17 protein-coding genes and 1 other annotated feature are annotated in these 18423 nt (G+C 44.9%); of the genes, 12 read left to right on the forward strand and 5 right to left on the reverse strand.

The features are described from left to right. The first annotated feature begins 128 nt into the window (after nucleotides 1-128). Complete coding sequence (locus CAG68_RS15190) at nucleotides 129-2492, forward strand: DNA polymerase II (RefSeq protein ID WP_085569789.1); 2364 nt, start codon at nucleotides 129-131, stop codon at nucleotides 2490-2492. Here the strand turns inward: CAG68_RS15190 and CAG68_RS15195 are convergent. Further along, nucleotides 2489-3256 carry a hypothetical protein gene (locus CAG68_RS15195; protein ID WP_054730333.1) on the reverse strand — a complete coding sequence of 256 codons (768 nt, stop codon included), beginning with the start codon at nucleotides 3254-3256 and terminating at the stop codon, nucleotides 2489-2491. The genes CAG68_RS15190 and CAG68_RS15195 overlap by 4 nt on opposite strands. A gap of 194 nt (nucleotides 3257-3450) precedes the next feature. Here CAG68_RS15195 and efpL point away from each other — a divergent pair, with 194 nt between their 5' ends. Beyond that, a complete protein-coding gene (efpL, locus tag CAG68_RS15200; protein WP_005376801.1) occupies nucleotides 3451-4017 on the forward strand; it encodes an elongation factor P-like protein EfpL in 567 nt (188 codons plus the stop codon). A 2-nt stretch (nucleotides 4018-4019) separates the two neighbouring features. Next, entirely contained in the window at nucleotides 4020-4340 is a 321-nt protein-coding gene (locus CAG68_RS15205; protein ID WP_005376800.1) for an HI1450 family dsDNA-mimic protein, read from the forward strand. 187 nt (nucleotides 4341-4527) lie between these two features. On the opposite strand, the gene rluB is transcribed toward CAG68_RS15205, so the two are convergent. Next, on the reverse strand, nucleotides 4528-5466 hold the full coding sequence (rluB, locus tag CAG68_RS15210) for a 23S rRNA pseudouridine(2605) synthase RluB (protein ID WP_054701249.1): 939 nt from the start codon (nucleotides 5464-5466) through the stop codon (nucleotides 4528-4530). Nucleotides 5467-6031: 565 nt separating this feature from the next. On the opposite strand from rluB, the gene CAG68_RS15215 reads away from it, so the two are divergent. Next, nucleotides 6032-6742: a calcium-binding protein gene (locus tag CAG68_RS15215; protein WP_005376796.1), complete on the forward strand. Its 711-nt coding sequence runs from the start codon at nucleotides 6032-6034 to the stop codon at nucleotides 6740-6742. A gap of 93 nt (nucleotides 6743-6835) precedes the next feature. Here the strand turns inward: CAG68_RS15215 and CAG68_RS15220 are convergent, their stop codons facing one another. Together CAG68_RS15220 and rnm are read right to left on the reverse strand one after the other, a co-directional pair. Next, nucleotides 6836-7456, reverse strand: coding sequence for an L-threonylcarbamoyladenylate synthase (locus CAG68_RS15220; protein ID WP_005376791.1), 621 nt, complete (start codon nucleotides 7454-7456; stop codon nucleotides 6836-6838). A gap of 59 nt (nucleotides 7457-7515) precedes the next feature. Further along, nucleotides 7516-8373 carry an RNase RNM gene (gene rnm / locus CAG68_RS15225; protein WP_005386777.1) on the reverse strand — a complete coding sequence of 286 codons (858 nt, stop codon included), beginning with the start codon at nucleotides 8371-8373 and terminating at the stop codon, nucleotides 7516-7518. 95 nt (nucleotides 8374-8468) lie between these two features. On the opposite strand from rnm, the gene CAG68_RS15230 reads away from it, so the two are divergent. The 8 genes from CAG68_RS15230 to CAG68_RS15265 all read left to right on the forward strand — a co-directional run bounded on the left by CAG68_RS15230 (nucleotide 8469) and on the right by CAG68_RS15265 (nucleotide 16415). Continuing rightward, a complete protein-coding gene (locus CAG68_RS15230; RefSeq protein ID WP_005376787.1) occupies nucleotides 8469-8594 on the forward strand; it encodes a trp operon leader peptide in 126 nt (41 codons plus the stop codon). Beyond that, nucleotides 8541-8644: a sequence feature (Trp leader region), on the forward strand. It overlaps the preceding gene by 54 nt. Nucleotides 8645-8770: 126 nt before the next feature. Next, nucleotides 8771-10336 (forward strand): anthranilate synthase component 1, encoded by a 1566-nt coding sequence (locus CAG68_RS15235; RefSeq protein ID WP_086046908.1) that lies wholly within the window; start codon nucleotides 8771-8773, stop codon nucleotides 10334-10336. 16 nt (nucleotides 10337-10352) lie between these two features. Then, entirely contained in the window at nucleotides 10353-10961 is a 609-nt protein-coding gene (locus CAG68_RS15240) for an aminodeoxychorismate/anthranilate synthase component II (RefSeq protein WP_054730331.1), read from the forward strand. Between the two features lie 37 nt (nucleotides 10962-10998). Further along, on the forward strand, nucleotides 10999-12009 hold the full coding sequence (gene trpD, locus CAG68_RS15245; RefSeq protein ID WP_054730330.1) for an anthranilate phosphoribosyltransferase: 1011 nt from the start codon (nucleotides 10999-11001) through the stop codon (nucleotides 12007-12009). 13 nt (nucleotides 12010-12022) lie between these two features. Further along, nucleotides 12023-13462: a bifunctional indole-3-glycerol-phosphate synthase TrpC/phosphoribosylanthranilate isomerase TrpF gene (gene trpCF, locus CAG68_RS15250; protein WP_054730328.1), complete on the forward strand. Its 1440-nt coding sequence runs from the start codon at nucleotides 12023-12025 to the stop codon at nucleotides 13460-13462. 64 nt (nucleotides 13463-13526) lie between these two features. Next, the gene (gene trpB / locus CAG68_RS15255; RefSeq protein WP_005445041.1) at nucleotides 13527-14717 is read left to right on the forward strand and encodes a tryptophan synthase subunit beta; all 1191 of its coding nucleotides are present in this window, start codon (nucleotides 13527-13529) and stop codon (nucleotides 14715-14717) included. Next, entirely contained in the window at nucleotides 14717-15523 is an 807-nt protein-coding gene (gene trpA / locus CAG68_RS15260) for a tryptophan synthase subunit alpha (protein ID WP_025767264.1), read from the forward strand. The genes trpB and trpA overlap by 1 nt, the downstream gene beginning before the upstream one ends. Nucleotides 15524-15719: 196 nt before the next feature. Continuing rightward, nucleotides 15720-16415: a Crp/Fnr family transcriptional regulator gene (locus CAG68_RS15265; RefSeq protein WP_005376777.1), complete on the forward strand. Its 696-nt coding sequence runs from the start codon at nucleotides 15720-15722 to the stop codon at nucleotides 16413-16415. A 126-nt stretch (nucleotides 16416-16541) separates the two neighbouring features. Here CAG68_RS15265 and CAG68_RS15270 read toward each other — a convergent pair whose 3' ends face one another. Further along, the gene (locus CAG68_RS15270; protein WP_054730550.1) at nucleotides 16542-18083 is read right to left on the reverse strand and encodes a long-chain-fatty-acid--CoA ligase; all 1542 of its coding nucleotides are present in this window, start codon (nucleotides 18081-18083) and stop codon (nucleotides 16542-16544) included. Nucleotides 18084-18423 lie beyond the last annotated feature (340 nt).

Raw genomic sequence — 18423 nt, forward strand, 5'->3', positions numbered from 1 at the left:
CTCTTGCACCAAAGACTAACTTGTAATCACTAATTCCAGAAAAAATTTGAGACGCTTTCTTTACTGGTTATTTTTACAGTTCTTAGTGTTAAACTAACGTTCTTCAAGTTTTCTAAGGTTTCTCACATTTGAATATTCAACAAGGCTTCCTGCTAACTCGACAGGCACGAGACATCAAAGGTCAAACTCAAATCGAGCTGTGGCTTTCGACAGATGCAGGTCCTACTCAGTTACTTATTAATGGTGAGAAGCCAGTATTTTTCATCGCTCAGAAACACTCAGAGCAAGCAAAGACACTCGCACGAGAAAAAAACATATTCGTCGACATCCGCCTTTTGGATCTCAAAACGTTTGAACATACGCCTCTTGCTGCCTGCTATACCAATGTAACCAGAGACGCTCTCGCACTCAAAGACACATTCGCTCAAAAAGATATCACTACGTATGAAAGTGATATTCGCCTCGCCGATCGCTACCTAATGGAGCGTTTTATCAAAGGCAGTATCGAGTTTACAGGCAATGTGACTCGCACCAATGGCTACCAACGCGTCCAGAGCGCAAAATGCCGTGCGGGGCAATATGAGCCGAAGTTAAACGTTGTCTCGTTAGATCTAGAATGCTCTGAGAAAGGCATTCTTTACTCAATCGGATTAGACAGCGTCATGGATTCCCGCGTTATCATGATCGGAGAACCAGAACCTTCGGAGACACCGATACAATGGGTTAAGGATGAAAAAGCGCTTCTAGAAGCACTCATCGTTTGGTTTAAACAATTCGACCCCGATGTCATTGTCGGTTGGAACGTCATTGATTTTGACTTTCGTCTGCTACACAAACGAGCAGAATGGCACAACATGAAGCTAATGCTTGGTAGAGCAGACCAAGCCAGCTTTTTCAGAAGTTCATCTCAAAGCCAACAAGGGTTTATTTCCATTCCAGGGCGAGTTGTAATGGACGGTATCGATACGTTAAAAACGGCGACTTATCACTTTCGGTCTTGGTCATTAGAGTCTGTATCTCAAGAACTCTTAGGGGAAGGGAAAGAAATCCACAACGTTCATGACCGCATGGATGAGATCAATCGTATGTACCGCTCCGACAAACCATCGCTGGCTAAATATAATTTACAAGACTGCGTGTTAGTGAATAAGATTTTCAATCACACTCACCTGCTCGACTTTGCAATAGAGCGCTCTCGTCTCACTGGTGTCGAACTGGATCGTGTTGGCGGTTCGGTTGCAGCATTCACAAACCTATACATGCCTCAGATACACCGAGCAGGCTACGTCGCCCCAAACCTACACCCTGAAAATTGGATTGCCAGCCCCGGAGGTTACGTGATGGACTCCATCCCTAACCTATATGATTCTGTTTTAGTATTGGATTTTAAGAGTCTATATCCATCGATTATTCGCTCTTTCTTGATTGATCCTATGGGTTTAGTTGAGGGGTTATTGCTCCATATTGGAAAAGAAGAAAATCAGGCTGTACCTGGCTTTCGCGGTGGGCAGTTCCATCGTACGAAACACTTTTTACCAGAAATGATTGAAAAGCTTTGGGCAGCACGTGATGTTGCAAAGAAGAACAATGAAAAAGCTTTTTCTCAGGCAATCAAAATCATCATGAACTCCTTTTATGGCGTACTGGGCTCATCGGGATGTCGTTTCTTTGATACTCGGTTAGCTTCTAGTATTACCATGCGCGGACATGAAATCATGAAGCAAACTAAGGTGCTGATTGAGGAGCAAGGATATCAAGTGATTTACGGCGATACGGATTCCACATTCGTGTCGTTGAATCGACCATACAGTCAAGTAGAAGCTGACGCTGTTGGAAATCAATTAGTTGATTACATCAACTCTTGGTGGCAAGAACACCTGCGTTCTGAGTACAACCTAACATCTATGTTGGAAATCGAGTATGAAACCCATTATCGCAGATTCCTTATGCCAACGATTCGTGGCGCAGAAACTGGCTCGAAAAAGCGCTATGCGGGTTTAATCGGTGAAGGAGAGCAAGAACGGATTGTATTTAAAGGGTTAGAAAGTGCCCGTACTGACTGGACCTCGTTAGCACAGAAATTTCAAAATACACTCTATAGCATGATTTTCCATGGTGAAGATCCAAGCGACTATGTCCGAGAGATGGTTGAGAAAACTAACAACGGTGAATTTGATGAACAGTTGGTGTATCAAAAGCGACTGCGCAGAAAACTGCATGAGTATCAGAAGAACGTCCCGCCACAAGTGCGTGCAGCTCGTTTAGCGGATGAGATAAATGCCAAGCTTGGCCGCCCATTACAGTATCAAAACAAAGGGCGAATTGAATACATTATTACCGTGAACGGCCCTGAACCTTATGAGTACCTCAATAGCCCTATTGATTATCAACATTACATTGATAAACAACTCAAACCTGTTGCGGATGCGATTCTCCCTTTCATTGGGGCGGACTTTGACAGGCTTTCAGCGCCACAAATGGGGTTGTTTTAGCCGATACGAAACTCTGTTTTCTGGTACTGTTTGACTAACCAATCACCAAACGCATCAATTAACCCGATAACAGAACGCTTGGGAATCCCCCGGCCAGAAAGTAAAATTTCTAGCCGCTCGATCTCAAGCTGCTTTTCAGGATGATAAGTTAAGAATACCTTGCCACATTGTATAGGGTCATCAAACCAACGTTTATCTCGATACATCACCAAAGAGTATGACGCTCTTAGTAACTTTTTAGCAATCACGCGCTGGGCGGCCACCTGCTCTTCTATCGTCTTCGCTTGTACGATTTTTTTGCGATACACCGTAATCCAATCTGCCACATCCATATTCCAGTGCTTAGCAATTTCCCAACTTGGGACGTAATCACCGAAGCAGTCTGCTAGATCATCACCATAAACACAGACACAGCAATGCTTAAGCATAAAGCCCCAAGTAAAAATACTGTCTAAATTAGCCACTTCGCTCACTAAGGCTGTACGGACCGATACACCATTAACTTGAGAGTAACTCTGCTGCACACGCCACTTAATTGTGTTGAGCAAAGTCGCGCGATTGTGCTCAAAGGATGATTGAGTAACGACAACCAGGTCTAAGTTCGACCTTCCTGCGATCGCTGTTTTACGAGCAACACTACCGTATACATAAACGCTGTGTAAGTTTTGCCCCAGTCCACCTTTGAGACAAGCGGTGACTTCCCTAATTAAAGGCGCAAACTCTGGTTGAAATGGTTGTTTAGGATCGATAACAGGCAGAGACATGACTTAAAACGTGTTCTCAGATGGTTCAAGAAGTTGGACTATATGTTCTCTTAGCCGACTCACTGAATCAAGTCCATTCAGGTGTTTAGTCATGGGAGTAACAACAAATTTCCGCAATGAATTTTAATGCTAGGCGGCTAACTTAGCGCTATAATCTCCGAGTTTTGCTTAATAAGTATGAATAGGAATATACAATGCCAAAGGCAAGTGAAATCAAAAAAGGCTTCGCAATCGAGTCTAATGGTAAAACTCTTCTAGTTAAAGACATCGAAGTAACGACTCCTGGCGGTCGTGGCGGCGCTAAAATCTACAAAATGCGTTGTACAGATCTAAACACGGGCGCACGTGTAGATGAGCGTTACAAGTCTGATGACGTTGTTGAAACGGTAGAAATGAACAAACGTGCAGTTGTGTACTCATACGCTGACGGCGATGAGCACATCTTCATGGATAACGAAGACTACTCACAATACACATTCAAGCACAATGAAGTTGAAGACGACATGCTGTTCATCAACGAAGATACACAAGGTATCCACATTATCCTTGTTAACGGTGCTGCAGTGGGTATTGAACTACCATCTTCTGTTGAGCTAGTGATTGAAGAAACTGACCCTTCAATCAAAGGTGCTTCTGCATCTGCTCGCACTAAGCCAGCACGCTTCGCTTCAGGTCTTGTCATCCAGGTTCCTGAGTACATTGCAACTGGTGACCGTGTTATCATTAACACAGCTGAACGTAAATACATGAGCCGAGCATAAGCATGTCTGATTTGATTTCTTACGACGACGTCATCGACGCAGCGTACGACATTTTCCTTGAGATGGCTCCGGATAACCTAGAGCCTGCTGACGTGATTCTGTTTACTGCGCAATTTGAAGATCGTGGTGCCGCAGAACTTGTTGAAACCGGTGATGACTGGGTTGAACATGTTGGCTTCGAGATCGACAAAGAAGTATATGCAGAGGTTCGTATCGGCCTAGTAAATGAGGAAAATGACGTTCTTGATGACGTATTTGCTCGTATGCTAATCAGCCGAGACCCTGAACATAAGTTCTGCCATATGCTTTGGAAACGCGATTAACGTTTCTTCATCATGAACAAAAATACCAGCCTAGTGCTGGTATTTTTTTATCTGTTGTTTTTGTTTAGCTGAGGTATTTGTTTATACAAAGCACCCTGCTCTATATAGGCTTTAGATCCTTTTGTTATGTAACAGATAAGAAAAAGGCTTGCCGAATTGGCAAGCCTTTCTGATGTTTTGCTATCGATTAACGATGCTTGTTACGTGCGCCTTGGTCACCAGCAGCCTTCTTCGGCTTACGACGAGAAGGGTTGTTGCTGCGGCCTTTTGGCGTGTTAACACGCTCTTCATGGCGCTTAACTGCGCGACGAATTTTTTGGCTGCGTGCACGCTCACGTTTGCGTGACGTGTTGTCTTTGTTCAGATCAAGCATGGTTTCTTTCTCTGGACGAAGCTCTACAAGCTCACGCAAGTAGTTTACTTCTTTCAGGTCAAGCTCCATCCAACCGCCACGAGGCAGTTTCTTGTCTAAGAAGATGTCGCCGTAACGAACACGTTTCAGACGGCTAACGGTACACTCTTGCGATTCCCATAGTCGACGAACTTCGCGGTTACGACCTTCGTTGATAACAACGTAAAACGTGTGGTTCATGCCTTCACCACCCGCGTAAACAACATCTTCAAAGCGAGCTAAACCGTCTTCCAGTTCAACACCTTTGACTAGATTACGAACTTTCTGTTCAGTTACTTCACCGAACACACGTACTAGGTATTCACGTTCAACTTGGCGGCTTGGGTGCATTAAGCGGTTCGCCAGTTCACCATCCGTTGTGAAAAGTAGAAGACCAGAAGTGTTCGCATCCAGACGACCAACTGAAATCCAACGAGAGCCACGAATTTTTGGCAGACGATCAAAAACAGTACGACGACCTTCTGGATCGTGACGAGTACACAGTTCACCCTCAGGTTTGTAGTACGCAAGTACACGACAAATCACTTCTTCTTGAATCTTTGCAGAGACAATGTGACCATCGATACGAACTACGCTGCTCTCGTCTTCAAGTCTTTCACCAAGCTTAGCGACTACACCGTTCACGCTAACGCGACCAGATTTAATTAACGATTCAATCTCACGACGAGAACCGTGACCAGCACGTGCTAATACTTTTTGTAACTTTTCGCTCATTTATCTACCTATGTGTCGTCTTCACAGACGTCTAGACCAGGATTGGTCTGCATTTTGCTATTTACCCATTTCAGTGGGATTTTTCGGTCGGACATTATACGTAACTTTCTTAGTTAATGTAAGCTAAATCGGCGCCATTCTCCACACCAAAATTCACATCAAAAATGACCGAAATATTTGTCCTATTCTGCAACTTTTTTACTACTTAATGCAGGCATTGCTCAACGAGAATCCCACTAATATCGGTCTTCCTGAACCACTTTAACCACGCGGTACCTGATAAAATTGTCAGGGTTACAACAATAACCACTTGGGGTGTGTTTACTGTTCGTATTGCTAGAAAGCTACGAAAAATAAGCCGTCCCTGTTTGCTGCTAAGTAATACCAATCACCGTAGACAATGAGCGCTCATAGCAAAACAAGGTCGTGGGTAACAAGACAAAAATTGTCTTTAAGTCATTAGTTCACATCAAAAATAACACTAATGCTATCGTGTACTCTGACTCACTAGGTTCGCTCTGCACTCTCGGCGATTGGCATAAATCAGACAAAAAGGAATAGAACAATGTCTATGCTAAATCTCGACCTAAATTGGATTTTTGGGACATCTCAAGATGACGATATGACAGGCACAAAAGGCTCTGAAACAACCGATATTTTCTTCGGCTTCTGTGGTGATGATAAGTTTGTAGGATACGGAGGTAATGATATTGTCTTCGGTGGCTGGGGAGACGATACCTTGCTTGGTGGCCGAGGTAACGACTTTGTTTCTGGCGGTTTTGGAAACGATTTCCTATCCGGAGGATTAGGAAACGACAAACTCTTTGGTGGCTGTGGCGACGACACAATTTTTGATTATTCAGGCAACAACTACTTGAGTGGTGGCTGGGGTAACGACACGCTCGTTGTTGGTGATGGTGAATCGGTACTGAGCGGTGGCTGTGGAGACGACACCTTCGTGCTTACAAACCGCCTGGCTATTGGTGTACCTGATCAGCCAGTGTCTTCCAACGATATTGATGTTAAAGCCGACATTGTCGATTTTAATATTTTCCATGACAAACTTGTCTTTGATATGGGCCGAGACACTGATAACGATGGCATTCGAGATACGTTCTTGGATTCAGCGGATGATCTGACTTTATCTTACAATGAATGTGGCTGGGCAGTATTCTCAAGTGATGAATACAATGTTGAAGTGACACTAAACGGTGTGAGCTCTGCATACATCAACTATGCAGAACAAAATGGTATCGACATTTTCGATTTTGCTTAACCTCAATCAGTTAAGTTCAGTAAGATATTCGATATGACAACTAAAATAGGAGGCGCGATGCCTCCTATTTTGTTTGACGGTGGTGTGCGTCTACTATTCGAATGGTGCAGGGTCACCTGATCCTAAACGCACTACAACAGGTTCACCTTCGCTAAAGTCAATTACAGTCGTAGGTTGTTCACCTAGGTAACCGCCATTAAGAATCACATCAACCGCATGTTCTAGTTTATCGCGAATATCCTCTGGATCAGATTCTGTTACGTCACTGCCAGGTAGAATCAACGACGTAGACATCATCGGCTCACCTAATGCTTCCAACAAGTCCAAGGCAATTTGATTGTCTGGAACACGGATACCGATGGTCTTACGTTTTGCATTCATCAAACGACGCGGCACCTCTTTTGTGCCTTTGAAGATAAAGGTGTAAGGACCTGGTGTGTTATTTTTCAGCAGTCGGAATGCAGAGTTATCCACTCGCGCATAGAGAGAAAGCTCCGACAAATCACGACACAGTAAAGTAAAGTTATGCTTATCATCCAGACGACGAATCTGACAGATTCGTTCCAGTGCCTGTTTGTTCTCCAACTGACAGCCAAGTGCGTACCCTGAATCAGTAGGGTAAACCACAACGCCGCCGTTACGAATGATTGCTACTGCTTGATTAATCAAGCGAGCCTGTGGGTTTTCTGGGTGAACGTAAAAAAACTGGCTCATTGTAATTCCTCATTATCGAGCCTCTCGGCTCTATATTTTTATGGGTTCTCGACTTCGTATTACTGAGTATTATTCAACGAAGGATCTATTCCCCAATCTTTCCAAACTGGTTCGACGCCAGCAGGCAACCATAGGTTCCTTCCTAGCTCCATCCACGGTGATGGGTAGTGAAAATCACTGCCTTGAGAGGCTAATAGTTTGTATTGTATAGCATAATCAGCCAAGTTGCGCCTTTCTTGTTGCGCTTGCTGTGGCTGTGCAACTTCCATCGCATCACCACCCGCTTCGACAAACGCTGCTAGAAGACGCTTAATCCACTTCGCTGTCAACTTATATCTACCAGGATGCGCTAATACCGCCATTCCACCAGCCGCATGGATAGCATCAACCGCATCCTTCATCGAACACCAATTCGGTGGTACATAACCTGGGTTATTACGCGTTAGGTATTTTTTAAACACCATTTGCATGGTTTTTGCGTAACCATTATCTACCAACCATTTCGCGAAATGCGCTCTTGTCACTGGAGCATCACCGGCGATTTGCCTTACCTCTTCAAGCACACCTACTCGAGTTGCTTTTTGTAGTCGCTCTGCAATTAACTCAGATCGTGTTATGCGATGCTGCTTCTGTTGTTCTATGAGGGCAGATAATTGTTCATTTTCCGGATCGATATTCAGGCCGACAATATGAATGTCTTTGTTTTGCCAGACGGTCGATATCTCAATGCCATTGATGATTTTTATCGGCAAATTATTATCTTGAACGTATTGCTTAGCTAACGCCAAACCGTCAACCGTATCGTGATCAGTGATCGCCAAAACCTCGATATCAAAACTCAGCGCCCTTTCCACTAAATCTTTAGGTTCTAACCGACCGTCCGATGCAGTGGTGTGACTATGTAAATCAATTCTCATATTTTTATCGTTTTAATGCCGTTTTGGGGTTGACTTTTTACTCTCGCACTAGTTAACTAGTACACAAATACAAAGTATGTAATTTAAGGTTCACCATGTTACAAGAATTTAACCAAAACCAAAAAGCGAAAGTTGCGGTTTGTCTTAATAAGGCAAACTCATCAGATCTTGCTTGGTGGCGCACTTGGACTAGTTCTTGGTGGGCAAACGTATACTTCTAGTTTATAGAACCAAACGTTGTAAAGCCCGCTACTTAAGCGGGCTTTTTTGTTTTGTTGCTCATTTCACATTCAACTGCCTAAACATTAATCGAATATAGCCAACTCTAGATTGGGAGAACGTTTGCTTTATGCGACTATGTACGGCAGGAAGATTTAAACAGCTACAAGGAGGTCTTGTGAACAAGGCCATTGAAATTAAGAAACTTGGACAGCTTGAAGTGCTAACGGCTTCCGTCCCTTATACTCAAGACCCGACTCGCTTGTTCCACACACTATGTGAGAACAAAACTGACAGCCTATTGCTGGAATCTGCTGAGATCGATTCAAAGCAAAATTTAAAATCCCTGCTGATCGTAGATTCAGCGGTTCGCATTGTTTGCTTCGGCCATACCGTTAGCATGCACGCCTTGACCAATAACGGTAAAAACCTACTGTCTCACCTAAACCAGAACATCCGTGGTGACGTTGAGAGCAAGTTCGATGGCGAAACGCTAACTTTGCAGTTTAACCAGCCATGCGACACGTTAGATGAAGACTCTCGCCTACGTGAAGCCTCTTCTTTCGATGCGCTGCGTTTGGTTCAGCATAGTTTTGATATTTCACAGCAAGACAAACACGCAATTTTCCTTGGTGGTCTGTTTGCCTACGACTTAGTCGCAAACTTTGAGCCGCTTGGTAATGCCGAAGCAACAAATCAGTGTCCAGATTACGTTTTCTACGTCGCGGAAACACTACTTGTTGTCGACCATCAAACGGAATCTTGCCAGCTTCAAGCGACGTTGTTTGTTGATGGTTCAGAGAAAACAGCGTTAGAGACTCGTATTGCAGAAATTAGCGCCCAATGTGCAGCGCCAAAACTGTTGCCGAGTGCAGAGCAAATAACAGATGTAACGGTAGAACCTAGCGTGTCTGATGCAGACTTCTGCCAAACCGTTCGCGACTTAAAAGAGTTCGTAGTGAAAGGCGATGTATTCCAAGTTGTACCGTCTCGTAGATTCACTCTACCTTGTCCTTCTCCACTGGCTGCTTATAAAGAACTGAAACAAAGTAACCCAAGCCCTTACATGTTCTACATGCAAGATGAGCTGTTCACTCTGTTTGGCGCATCACCAGAAAGCGCGCTTAAGTATGAAACCGATACCAACCAAATTGAAATCTACCCAATTGCAGGCACACGTCGCCGTGGTAAACGCCCTAAAGGCGAGATCGATTTCGACTTGGATAGCCGCATCGAACTTGAACTGCGTACTGACATGAAAGAAAACGCAGAACACATGATGTTGGTTGACTTAGCACGTAACGACGTCGCTCGTATTGCACAAGCGGGCACTCGCCACGTAGCAGACCTTCTAAAAGTCGACCGTTACAGCCACGTAATGCACTTGGTATCTCGTGTGGTTGGCCAACTGCGTGAAGACCTAGACGCGCTGCACGCATACCAAGCATGTATGAACATGGGCACGCTCACTGGTGCACCAAAGATTCGCGCAATGCAGTTGATTCGCGATGTGGAAGGCGCACGTCGCGGTAGCTACGGCGGTGCGGTTGGTTACCTAACTGGTGAAGGCACACTCGACACGTGTATCGTCATTCGCTCAGCTTACGTAGAAAACGGCATTGCTCAAGTTCAAGCTGGTGCAGGCGTGGTGTTCGACTCTGATCCACAAGCGGAAGCAGACGAAACGCGCGGCAAAGCACAAGCGGTAATCTCTGCTATCCAAGCAGCGCATAAGTCACAATAAGGAATAGGGTTCAGAGATGGCTAATATCATTTTTATCGACAACTTTGACTCGTTCACCTACAACCTTGTGGATCAATTCCGCTCGCTAGGTCACTCAGTCAAGATTTACCGAAACAACATCCCAGCAGAAACCATCGAACAAGCGGTAAATGAGCTTGAAAACCCAGTGGTTCTGCTATCACCAGGTCCTGGTGCACCTTCAGAGGCAGGCTCAATGCCAGAGCTTATCCAACGTATGAAAGGCAAAGTGCCAATGATTGGTATTTGTCTTGGTCACCAAGCGATTGTTGAAGCATACGGCGGCACCGTTGCTGGCGCGGGCGAAATCATTCACGGTAAGGTCTCTATGATGGAGCACCAAAACCATGCGATTTACCAAAACCTACCATCACCACTTGCAATTGCACGTTACCACTCGCTGGTTGCGACCAAGGTTCCTGAGAGCCTAACCATCACAGCAGAAGTGGATAACTTGGTAATGTCTGTTGTACATGAAGAAGATAAAGTTTGCGGGTTCCAGTTCCACCCGGAATCTATTATGACGACCTACGGAGCAACACTGTTGGCCAATGCCATCGAATGGGCACTTGAAGAACAAACTTCAGCGAACCCACTCACTGCTTAAAAAGCACTTGGCACATAAGAAATTTAGGAGAGGAAATATGGAAGCAATCATCAACCCTATTATTACCAAACTGTACGAGCAAGAATCGCTTACTCAGGAAGAGAGCCAACAGCTATTCGACATCATTATCCGTGGTGAACTAGATCCAATTTTGATGGCGTCAGCACTGACTGCACTAAAAATCAAAGGCGAAACACCAGACGAAATTGCAGGCGCGGCGAAAGCACTGCTGGCAAACGCAAACCCATTCCCTCGCCCAGAATACGATTTCGCAGATATCGTAGGTACTGGTGGCGACGGTCACAACACCATCAACATTTCAACCACTGCGGCGTTTGTTGCTGCAGCATGTGGTCTAAAAGTAGCGAAACACGGTAACCGCAGCGTTTCCAGCAAATCGGGTTCTTCTGACCTTCTTGATTCATTTGGTATCAACCTAGCTATGAGCGCAGAAGATACGCGCAAAGCGGTCGACGATATCGGTGTTGCTTTCCTATTTGCACCTCAGTACCACGGTGGTGTGCGCCATGCGATGCCAGTGCGTCAAACCATGAAAACACGCACCATCTTTAACATTCTTGGCCCACTGATTAACCCTGCTCGTCCTAACATCGAATTGATGGGCGTTTACAGTGAAGAACTGGTTCGTCCTATCGCAGAAACCATGCTACAAATGGGTATGAAGCGCGCAGCTGTAGTACACGGCAGTGGTTTGGACGAAGTAGCAATTCACGGTGAAACAACCGTTGCCGAAATCAAAGACGGTAAGATCACAGAATACAAACTAACGCCTGCAGACTTCGGTTTAGAAGCGCACCCGCTAGAAGCGATCAAAGGTGGCGATCCTGAAGAAAACAAAGCAATCATTACCAATATCCTGACGGGTAAAGGTACAGACGCACAATTGGGTGCAGTGGCAGTAAACGTTGCTCTGCTAATGCGTCTATTCGGCCACGAAGATTTAAAAGCCAACACGCAACAAGCGATTGAGGCAATGAATTCAGGCAAAGCGTACCATTTGGTACAACAACTTGCCGCACACGCTTAAGGAATTGAAGAAGATGACTGACTTCAACACTCAGCAAGCTGACAACCTGTCTGAACACGTTTCTAAGAAAGAAGCAGAAATGGCAGAAGTACTGGCGAAAATTGTCCGCGACAAATATCAGTGGGTAGCAGACCGTAAGGTGTCTCAACCGCTAAGCACATTTCAGTCTGATTTGCTGCCATCGGACCGCTGCTTCTACGATGCTCTGAGTGGCGAAAAGACTGCATTCATCACCGAATGTAAGAAGGCATCTCCTTCTAAAGGTTTGATTCGTGATCACTTCGACTTGGATTACATTGCGTCGGTTTACAACAACCATGCTGATGCGATTTCAGTCCTAACAGACGAGAAGTACTTCCAAGGTAACTTTGACTTTCTTCCTCAAGTGCGTGGTCAAGTCAAACAACCCGTTCTGTGCAAAGACTTTATGGTAGATACCTACCAAGTTTACCTAGCACGTCATTACAGTGCTGATGCTGTGCTATTGATGCTTTCTGTCCTGAATGACGAAGAGTACAAAGCGCTAGAAGAAGCAGCACACAGCCTGAACATGGGTATCCTGACCGAAGTGAGCAACGAAGAAGAGCTTCATCGTGCCGTTAAGCTAGGCGCACGCGTTATCGGCATCAATAACCGTAACCTTCGCGACCTAAGTACCGATTTGAATCGTACTAAAGAACTGGCACCGACAATTCGCGAACTAGCACCAAACGCGACGGTAATTTCAGAGTCTGGCATTTATACCCATCAACAAGTTCGTGATTTAGCGGAATACGCAGACGGCTTCTTGATTGGTAGTTCACTGATGGCGGAAGACAACCTAGAACTTGCTGTACGTAAAGTGACGTTAGGCGAAAACAAAGTCTGTGGCTTAACGCACCCAGATGACGCAGCAAAAGCGTATCAATCTGGCGCAGTATTTGGTGGCCTGATTTTTGTCGAGAAGTCGAAGCGTGCGGTCGACCTTGAAGGTGCGCGCTTAACCATGAGCGGTGCTCCACTGAACTACGTAGGCGTTTTCCAAAATCACGATATCGATTTTGTTGCTTCTGTCGTGACCTCTTTGGGTTTAAAAGCAGTGCAGCTGCACGGTCAAGAAGACCAAGCTTACGTAAACCAACTCAAAGCCGAACTGCCAGCAGCGGTAGAAATTTGGAAAGCTTACGGCGTGACTGATGCCAAGCCAGAACTGCTAGCAGACAACATTGATCGCCATTTATTAGATGCGCAAGTTGGCACTCAAACTGGTGGAACTGGTCAAGTGTTCGACTGGTCACTGATCGGCGACCCAAGTCAAATTATGCTAGCGGGCGGACTGTCGCCAGAAAATGCTCAACAAGCAGCGACACTAGGTTGCTTGGGATTAGATTTAAACTCTGGTGTAGAAAGCGCACCAGGCAAAAAAGATTCACAGAAGTTGCTCGCGGCATTCACCGCTATTCGCAACTACTAAAGCTGGATATCAGCTAAAAAATTTAAAGCTATTCGTAGCGAAAAATACGAGAAGGAATATAACGATGGCAAAACTGAATGCCTACTTTGGCGAATACGGCGGTCAGTACGTTCCGCAAATTCTAGTTCCAGCACTGGAGCAACTAGAGCAAGCGTTTATCGACGCGCAAGAAGATCCAGAATTCCGCAGCGAATTCATGACGCTTCTCCAAGAGTATGCGGGCCGTCCAACGGCTTTGACTCTAACTCGTAACCTAACCAAAGGTACGAAAACCAAACTGTACCTAAAACGTGAAGACCTACTTCACGGTGGCGCGCACAAGACCAACCAAGTGTTAGGTCAAGCTCTGCTTGCAAAACGCATGGGTAAAAACGAAATCATCGCAGAAACGGGGGCAGGCCAACACGGTGTAGCAACTGCACTAGCGTGTGCACTACTTGGCCTTAAGTGTCGCGTTTACATGGGTGCAAAAGACGTTGAGCGTCAAAGCCCGAACGTATTCCGTATGAAGCTAATGGGCGCAGAAGTTATTCCTGTCCACTCGGGTTCAGCAACGCTTAAAGACGCATGTAACGAAGCGCTACGCGACTGGTCTGCAACTTATGAAGACGCGCACTACCTACTAGGTACAGCGGCAGGTCCTCACCCATTCCCAACCATCGTGCGTGACTTCCAACGCATGATTGGTGAAGAAACGAAGAATCAGATTTTGGCACGTGAAGGCCGTCTTCCTGATGCGGTTATCGCATGTGTGGGCGGTGGTTCAAACGCTATCGGCATGTTTGCTGACTTCATCGAAGAAGAAAGCGTTCGCCTAATTGGTGTTGAGCCAGCAGGTAAAGGTATCGATACTGACCAGCACGGTGCACCACTTAAGCATGGTAAAACAGGCATCTTCTTCGGTATGAAAGCGCCATTGATGCAAGATCCAAACGGCCAAGTTGAAGAGTCTTACTCAGTATCTGCTGGTCTTGATTTCCCTTCAGTTGGTCCACAACACGCCCACCTAAACGCAATCGGCCGTGCTGAATACGACAACGTAACAGATGATGAGGCGCTAGAAGCATTCCAAGAGATTGCGCGTCACGAAGGTATCATCCCTGCTCTAGAATCTTCTCACGCACTGGCTCATGCACTGCGTATGGCTCGTGAGAACCCAGAAAAAGAGCAATTGTTGGTTGTTAACCTATCTGGTCGTGGTGATAAAGATATCTTCACTGTGCATGCCATCCTAGAAGAAAAAGGAGCAATCTAATGAGCCGTTATGAAAAGATGTTTGAGCGCCTAAACGAAAAGAACCAAGGCGCGTTTGTACCGTTCGTAACGGTTTGCGATCCAAACGCAGAGCAGTCTTACAAAATCATGGAAACACTGGTTGAGTCTGGCGCAGATGCCCTTGAACTTGGTATTCCATTTTCAGATCCGCTAGCCGATGGCCCAACCATCCAAGGCGCTAACATTCGCGCGTTAGATTCAGGTGCAACACCAGATATCTGCTTCGAGCAAATCGGTAAGATCCGAGCTAAGTACCCAGAGTTGCCTATTGGCCTTCTGATGTACGCGAACCTTGTTTACTCTCGTGGTATCGAGAACTTCTATGAGCGTTGTGCAAAAGCAGGCATCGATTCTGTTTTGATTGCAGACGTACCAACTAATGAAAGTGCTGAATTTGTTGCTGCTGCAGAAAAGTTTGGTATTCACCCAATCTTCATCGCACCACCAACGGCAAGTGATGAAACACTGAAGCAAGTATCAGAGTTGGGTGGCGGATACACTTACCTACTCTCTCGTGCAGGTGTTACTGGCGCAGAAACCAAAGCAAACATGCCTGTAGGTCATATGCTCGATAGACTGAACCAATTTGATGCACCACCAGCGCTACTTGGTTTTGGCATCTCTGAGCCTGCACAGGTGAAACAAGCACTAGAATCTGGTGCGGCTGGTGCAATTTCTGGTTCAGCCGTGGTAAAAATCATTGAAGCGAACGTTGAGCAGCCACAAATTATGCTCGACAAGCTAGGTGAATTCGTTTCTGCAATGAAAGCTGCCACTCAAAAATAATTTCAGTTTGATATGACACAACAACGCCCGCTTAACATTATGTTTAGTGGGCGTTTTCTTACTATCGTGTTTATACCACGTCATTTTTTGTTCAACGCCCGCACTTTCCAAATCTATCTCAAGCAGAGCACTCAAAGAGTGTTAAGCTTGGGTAACTTAACTAACTCAATAAAGCAATGTGCAGTAAGGTTGCTACATGGAAGAAGTCAAAACACTGCTAGCCAAATGTCCTGTACTATCAGGGCTGCCAGATAAAGGGCTTAGTGAAGCAGCGCAAATGACTAAGGTTCGCTGCTTCGACGAAAAAGCACTGATTTGCAATAAAGGTGCACTTCAATCTTCTCTTATGGTCATAGCTCAAGGTGCAGTGAGAGTGAACTCAATTAGTTCAAAAGGCAAAGAAGTCACACTGATGATTTTCGAAGCTGGTGGCTGGTTTGGAGACAATGTTTTTTCTCCCGGTATGCCTCGTATTTTTGGTGCAACCGCGCATTCTGACGTGACTGTAATGGAGCTTCCTGGAGATAAATTTCGCCAATTACTCGCCAAATACCCTCAAAGTTACCCCACTATACTCGACTTACTTAGCCGCCGCTTGTGGTCTGCTATTTCTGTTATCGAAGATGACGCGATTAGAGGAATTGAAGAACGAGTCGCCAAAAGGTTGCTGCTACTTGCTGAATACCAACTTAATCAAGCGATCGATACTCGACCATGCGTTGTCAGAGTAACAAGAGAACATATCGCTAACATGATGGGGCTAACTCGTCAGAGTGTACACAAGATACTAAAACGATTAGAAAGTATCGGGATGCTAGAGCTAAACTATGGCTCAGTAACCATTACCAATCCGAAGCGCTTAGAAGAATACTTTAAAGAACTCGAGCAATAGATCCATTCAACAAACGGTAAGTATTGTCTAACGATAGCTAAAAAGCTTATGCATCTAATTGGTCAAGAGCACAACACCATTTGCGCTTAGGCAAGTGGCGCTGTGACACAAAGACCATTGAATTGACTAAGCTATATTCAATTCAGACTTCAACTCACGTTTCAAAATCTTTCCTGTCGCACTCATCGGGAGGTGCTCACGAATTTCGACATAACGAGGATATTTAAACGAGGCTAATTGCTCTTTACCCCACTTTTGTAATGAATCGGCGTCAATATATTCTTTTGGTTTAAGTACAACGTAAGCTTTTATCTCTTCTCCATACTCTTCATTTGGAATCCCTATCACCGCTACCATTGAAACTGCAGGATGAGTCATGAAAACTTCTTCAATTTCTCTGGGATAAACATTAAATCCACCTCGAATGATCAGATCTTTCATTCTATCGACAATAAATAAATTACCTGAACTGTCAAAGCGGCCCACATCACCAGTATGGAACCAACCATTTTGTAGCGCAGATTCAGTAACTTCTGGGCGATCAAGATATCCCTTCATAACATTATGACCACGCACAACAATCTCACCTTCTTCGCCTATCGGTAGTGCATTGCCTTCAATGTCGATAACTCTTACTTCGACGCCTTGAACCGGTTGACCTACCGAGCCTGGTATTCGCTCCTGATCTAAATGATTAAAACATGCAATAGGACTTGTCTCCGACAACCCGTATCCTTCTAAGATCGGCACATTAAATGTTTCTTCAAAGGTTCGAAAGATTTCGGTCGGTAATGGCGCACCACCGCTAACTGCAACACGCAATGACGAGGTATCAAATTGATGCTGCACATGAAGCAGACCGATGTACATCGTTGGCACACCAGCAAATATCGTCACCCTATGTTTTTCCACCAGCTCAAGAACATGTTTAGGCTCAAACCTAGGCACTAACACCAATGTTGCCCCGCCCAAAACACTAGCATTTAAGTGGACGGTTTGACCAAATGTATGAAATAAAGGCAAAGTTACTAAGTGAATATCATCGGCCTGGCTGCCCATAATGTTTTGTGCCACCAGAGCGTTCATTATGATGTTCTGCTGAGTCAGTTCAGCGCCTTTTGGTAAGCCTGTCGTCCCTGATGTATACAAAATCACACATGTATCATCCGCATTACGCGGTATATAATCCGGCAACGGTTGGACATCGGCTATAAACGCATTGAGAGTTATTACACCATTCCAATAGCTTTCATCTTGAGATTGAGTCAGTACGACTATGCCTTCGCATGTATCGACTTGTTCAAAGGCTTTGACACCCTCTTTTGCTATTGGCAGTTCTTTCGTCCCTTCAAAGCAGAAATAAAACTTCGCTTTTGAATCTTCTAAGTGATACTTAATTTCTCGCGCTTTCAAAAGCACATTTAATGGGACTGCAACCGCGCCAGCTTTTTGTATTGCATAATAAACAAACGCGAAAAAAGGAATGTTTGGGCATGAAATCGCAACGCGGTCACCTGGCTTTACGCCTTTATTGATTAAAGACGCTGCGATCTTGCCGGCGATCGCATCAAACTGCGCATAATTTATCTTTTCAGTGCCACATATCAACGCCGTTTTATCTGGTTTACTCGCAGCATTTCTTTGTAACGCAGCAGCAAGATTCATCATAGTCTCTTCACCTCTTACTTGTCTTTCTCGTCTAATCAGCTCAGGAGCATTAACTAAGCAAGTTATCTCTAACACTGGATCGTCAGCATTTGAGTCTCACCAGTCATTACAATTTAACATTATGTTTACAACGCAATTAGAGCCAAGAATGTAAAGCAATTAACATTTCAGAAGGCAAATTAATAAAAGTGTGAGCTTGAAAGAGATGAATTGTTATAAATATCAACCCAAGTCACTAAAAACTCTGACTGCAATAGCAAATACAAAAGCGGTTAAAATTAACAAAAAGAAAACAAATAAAGAAAAATAAACCTGAACAATCCTAAGCGCGACCCTTATA

It is taken from the genome of Vibrio sp. V42_P2S4T144 (assembly GCF_009904715.1).
GTDB lineage: Bacteria > Pseudomonadota > Gammaproteobacteria > Enterobacterales > Vibrionaceae > Vibrio > Vibrio alginolyticus.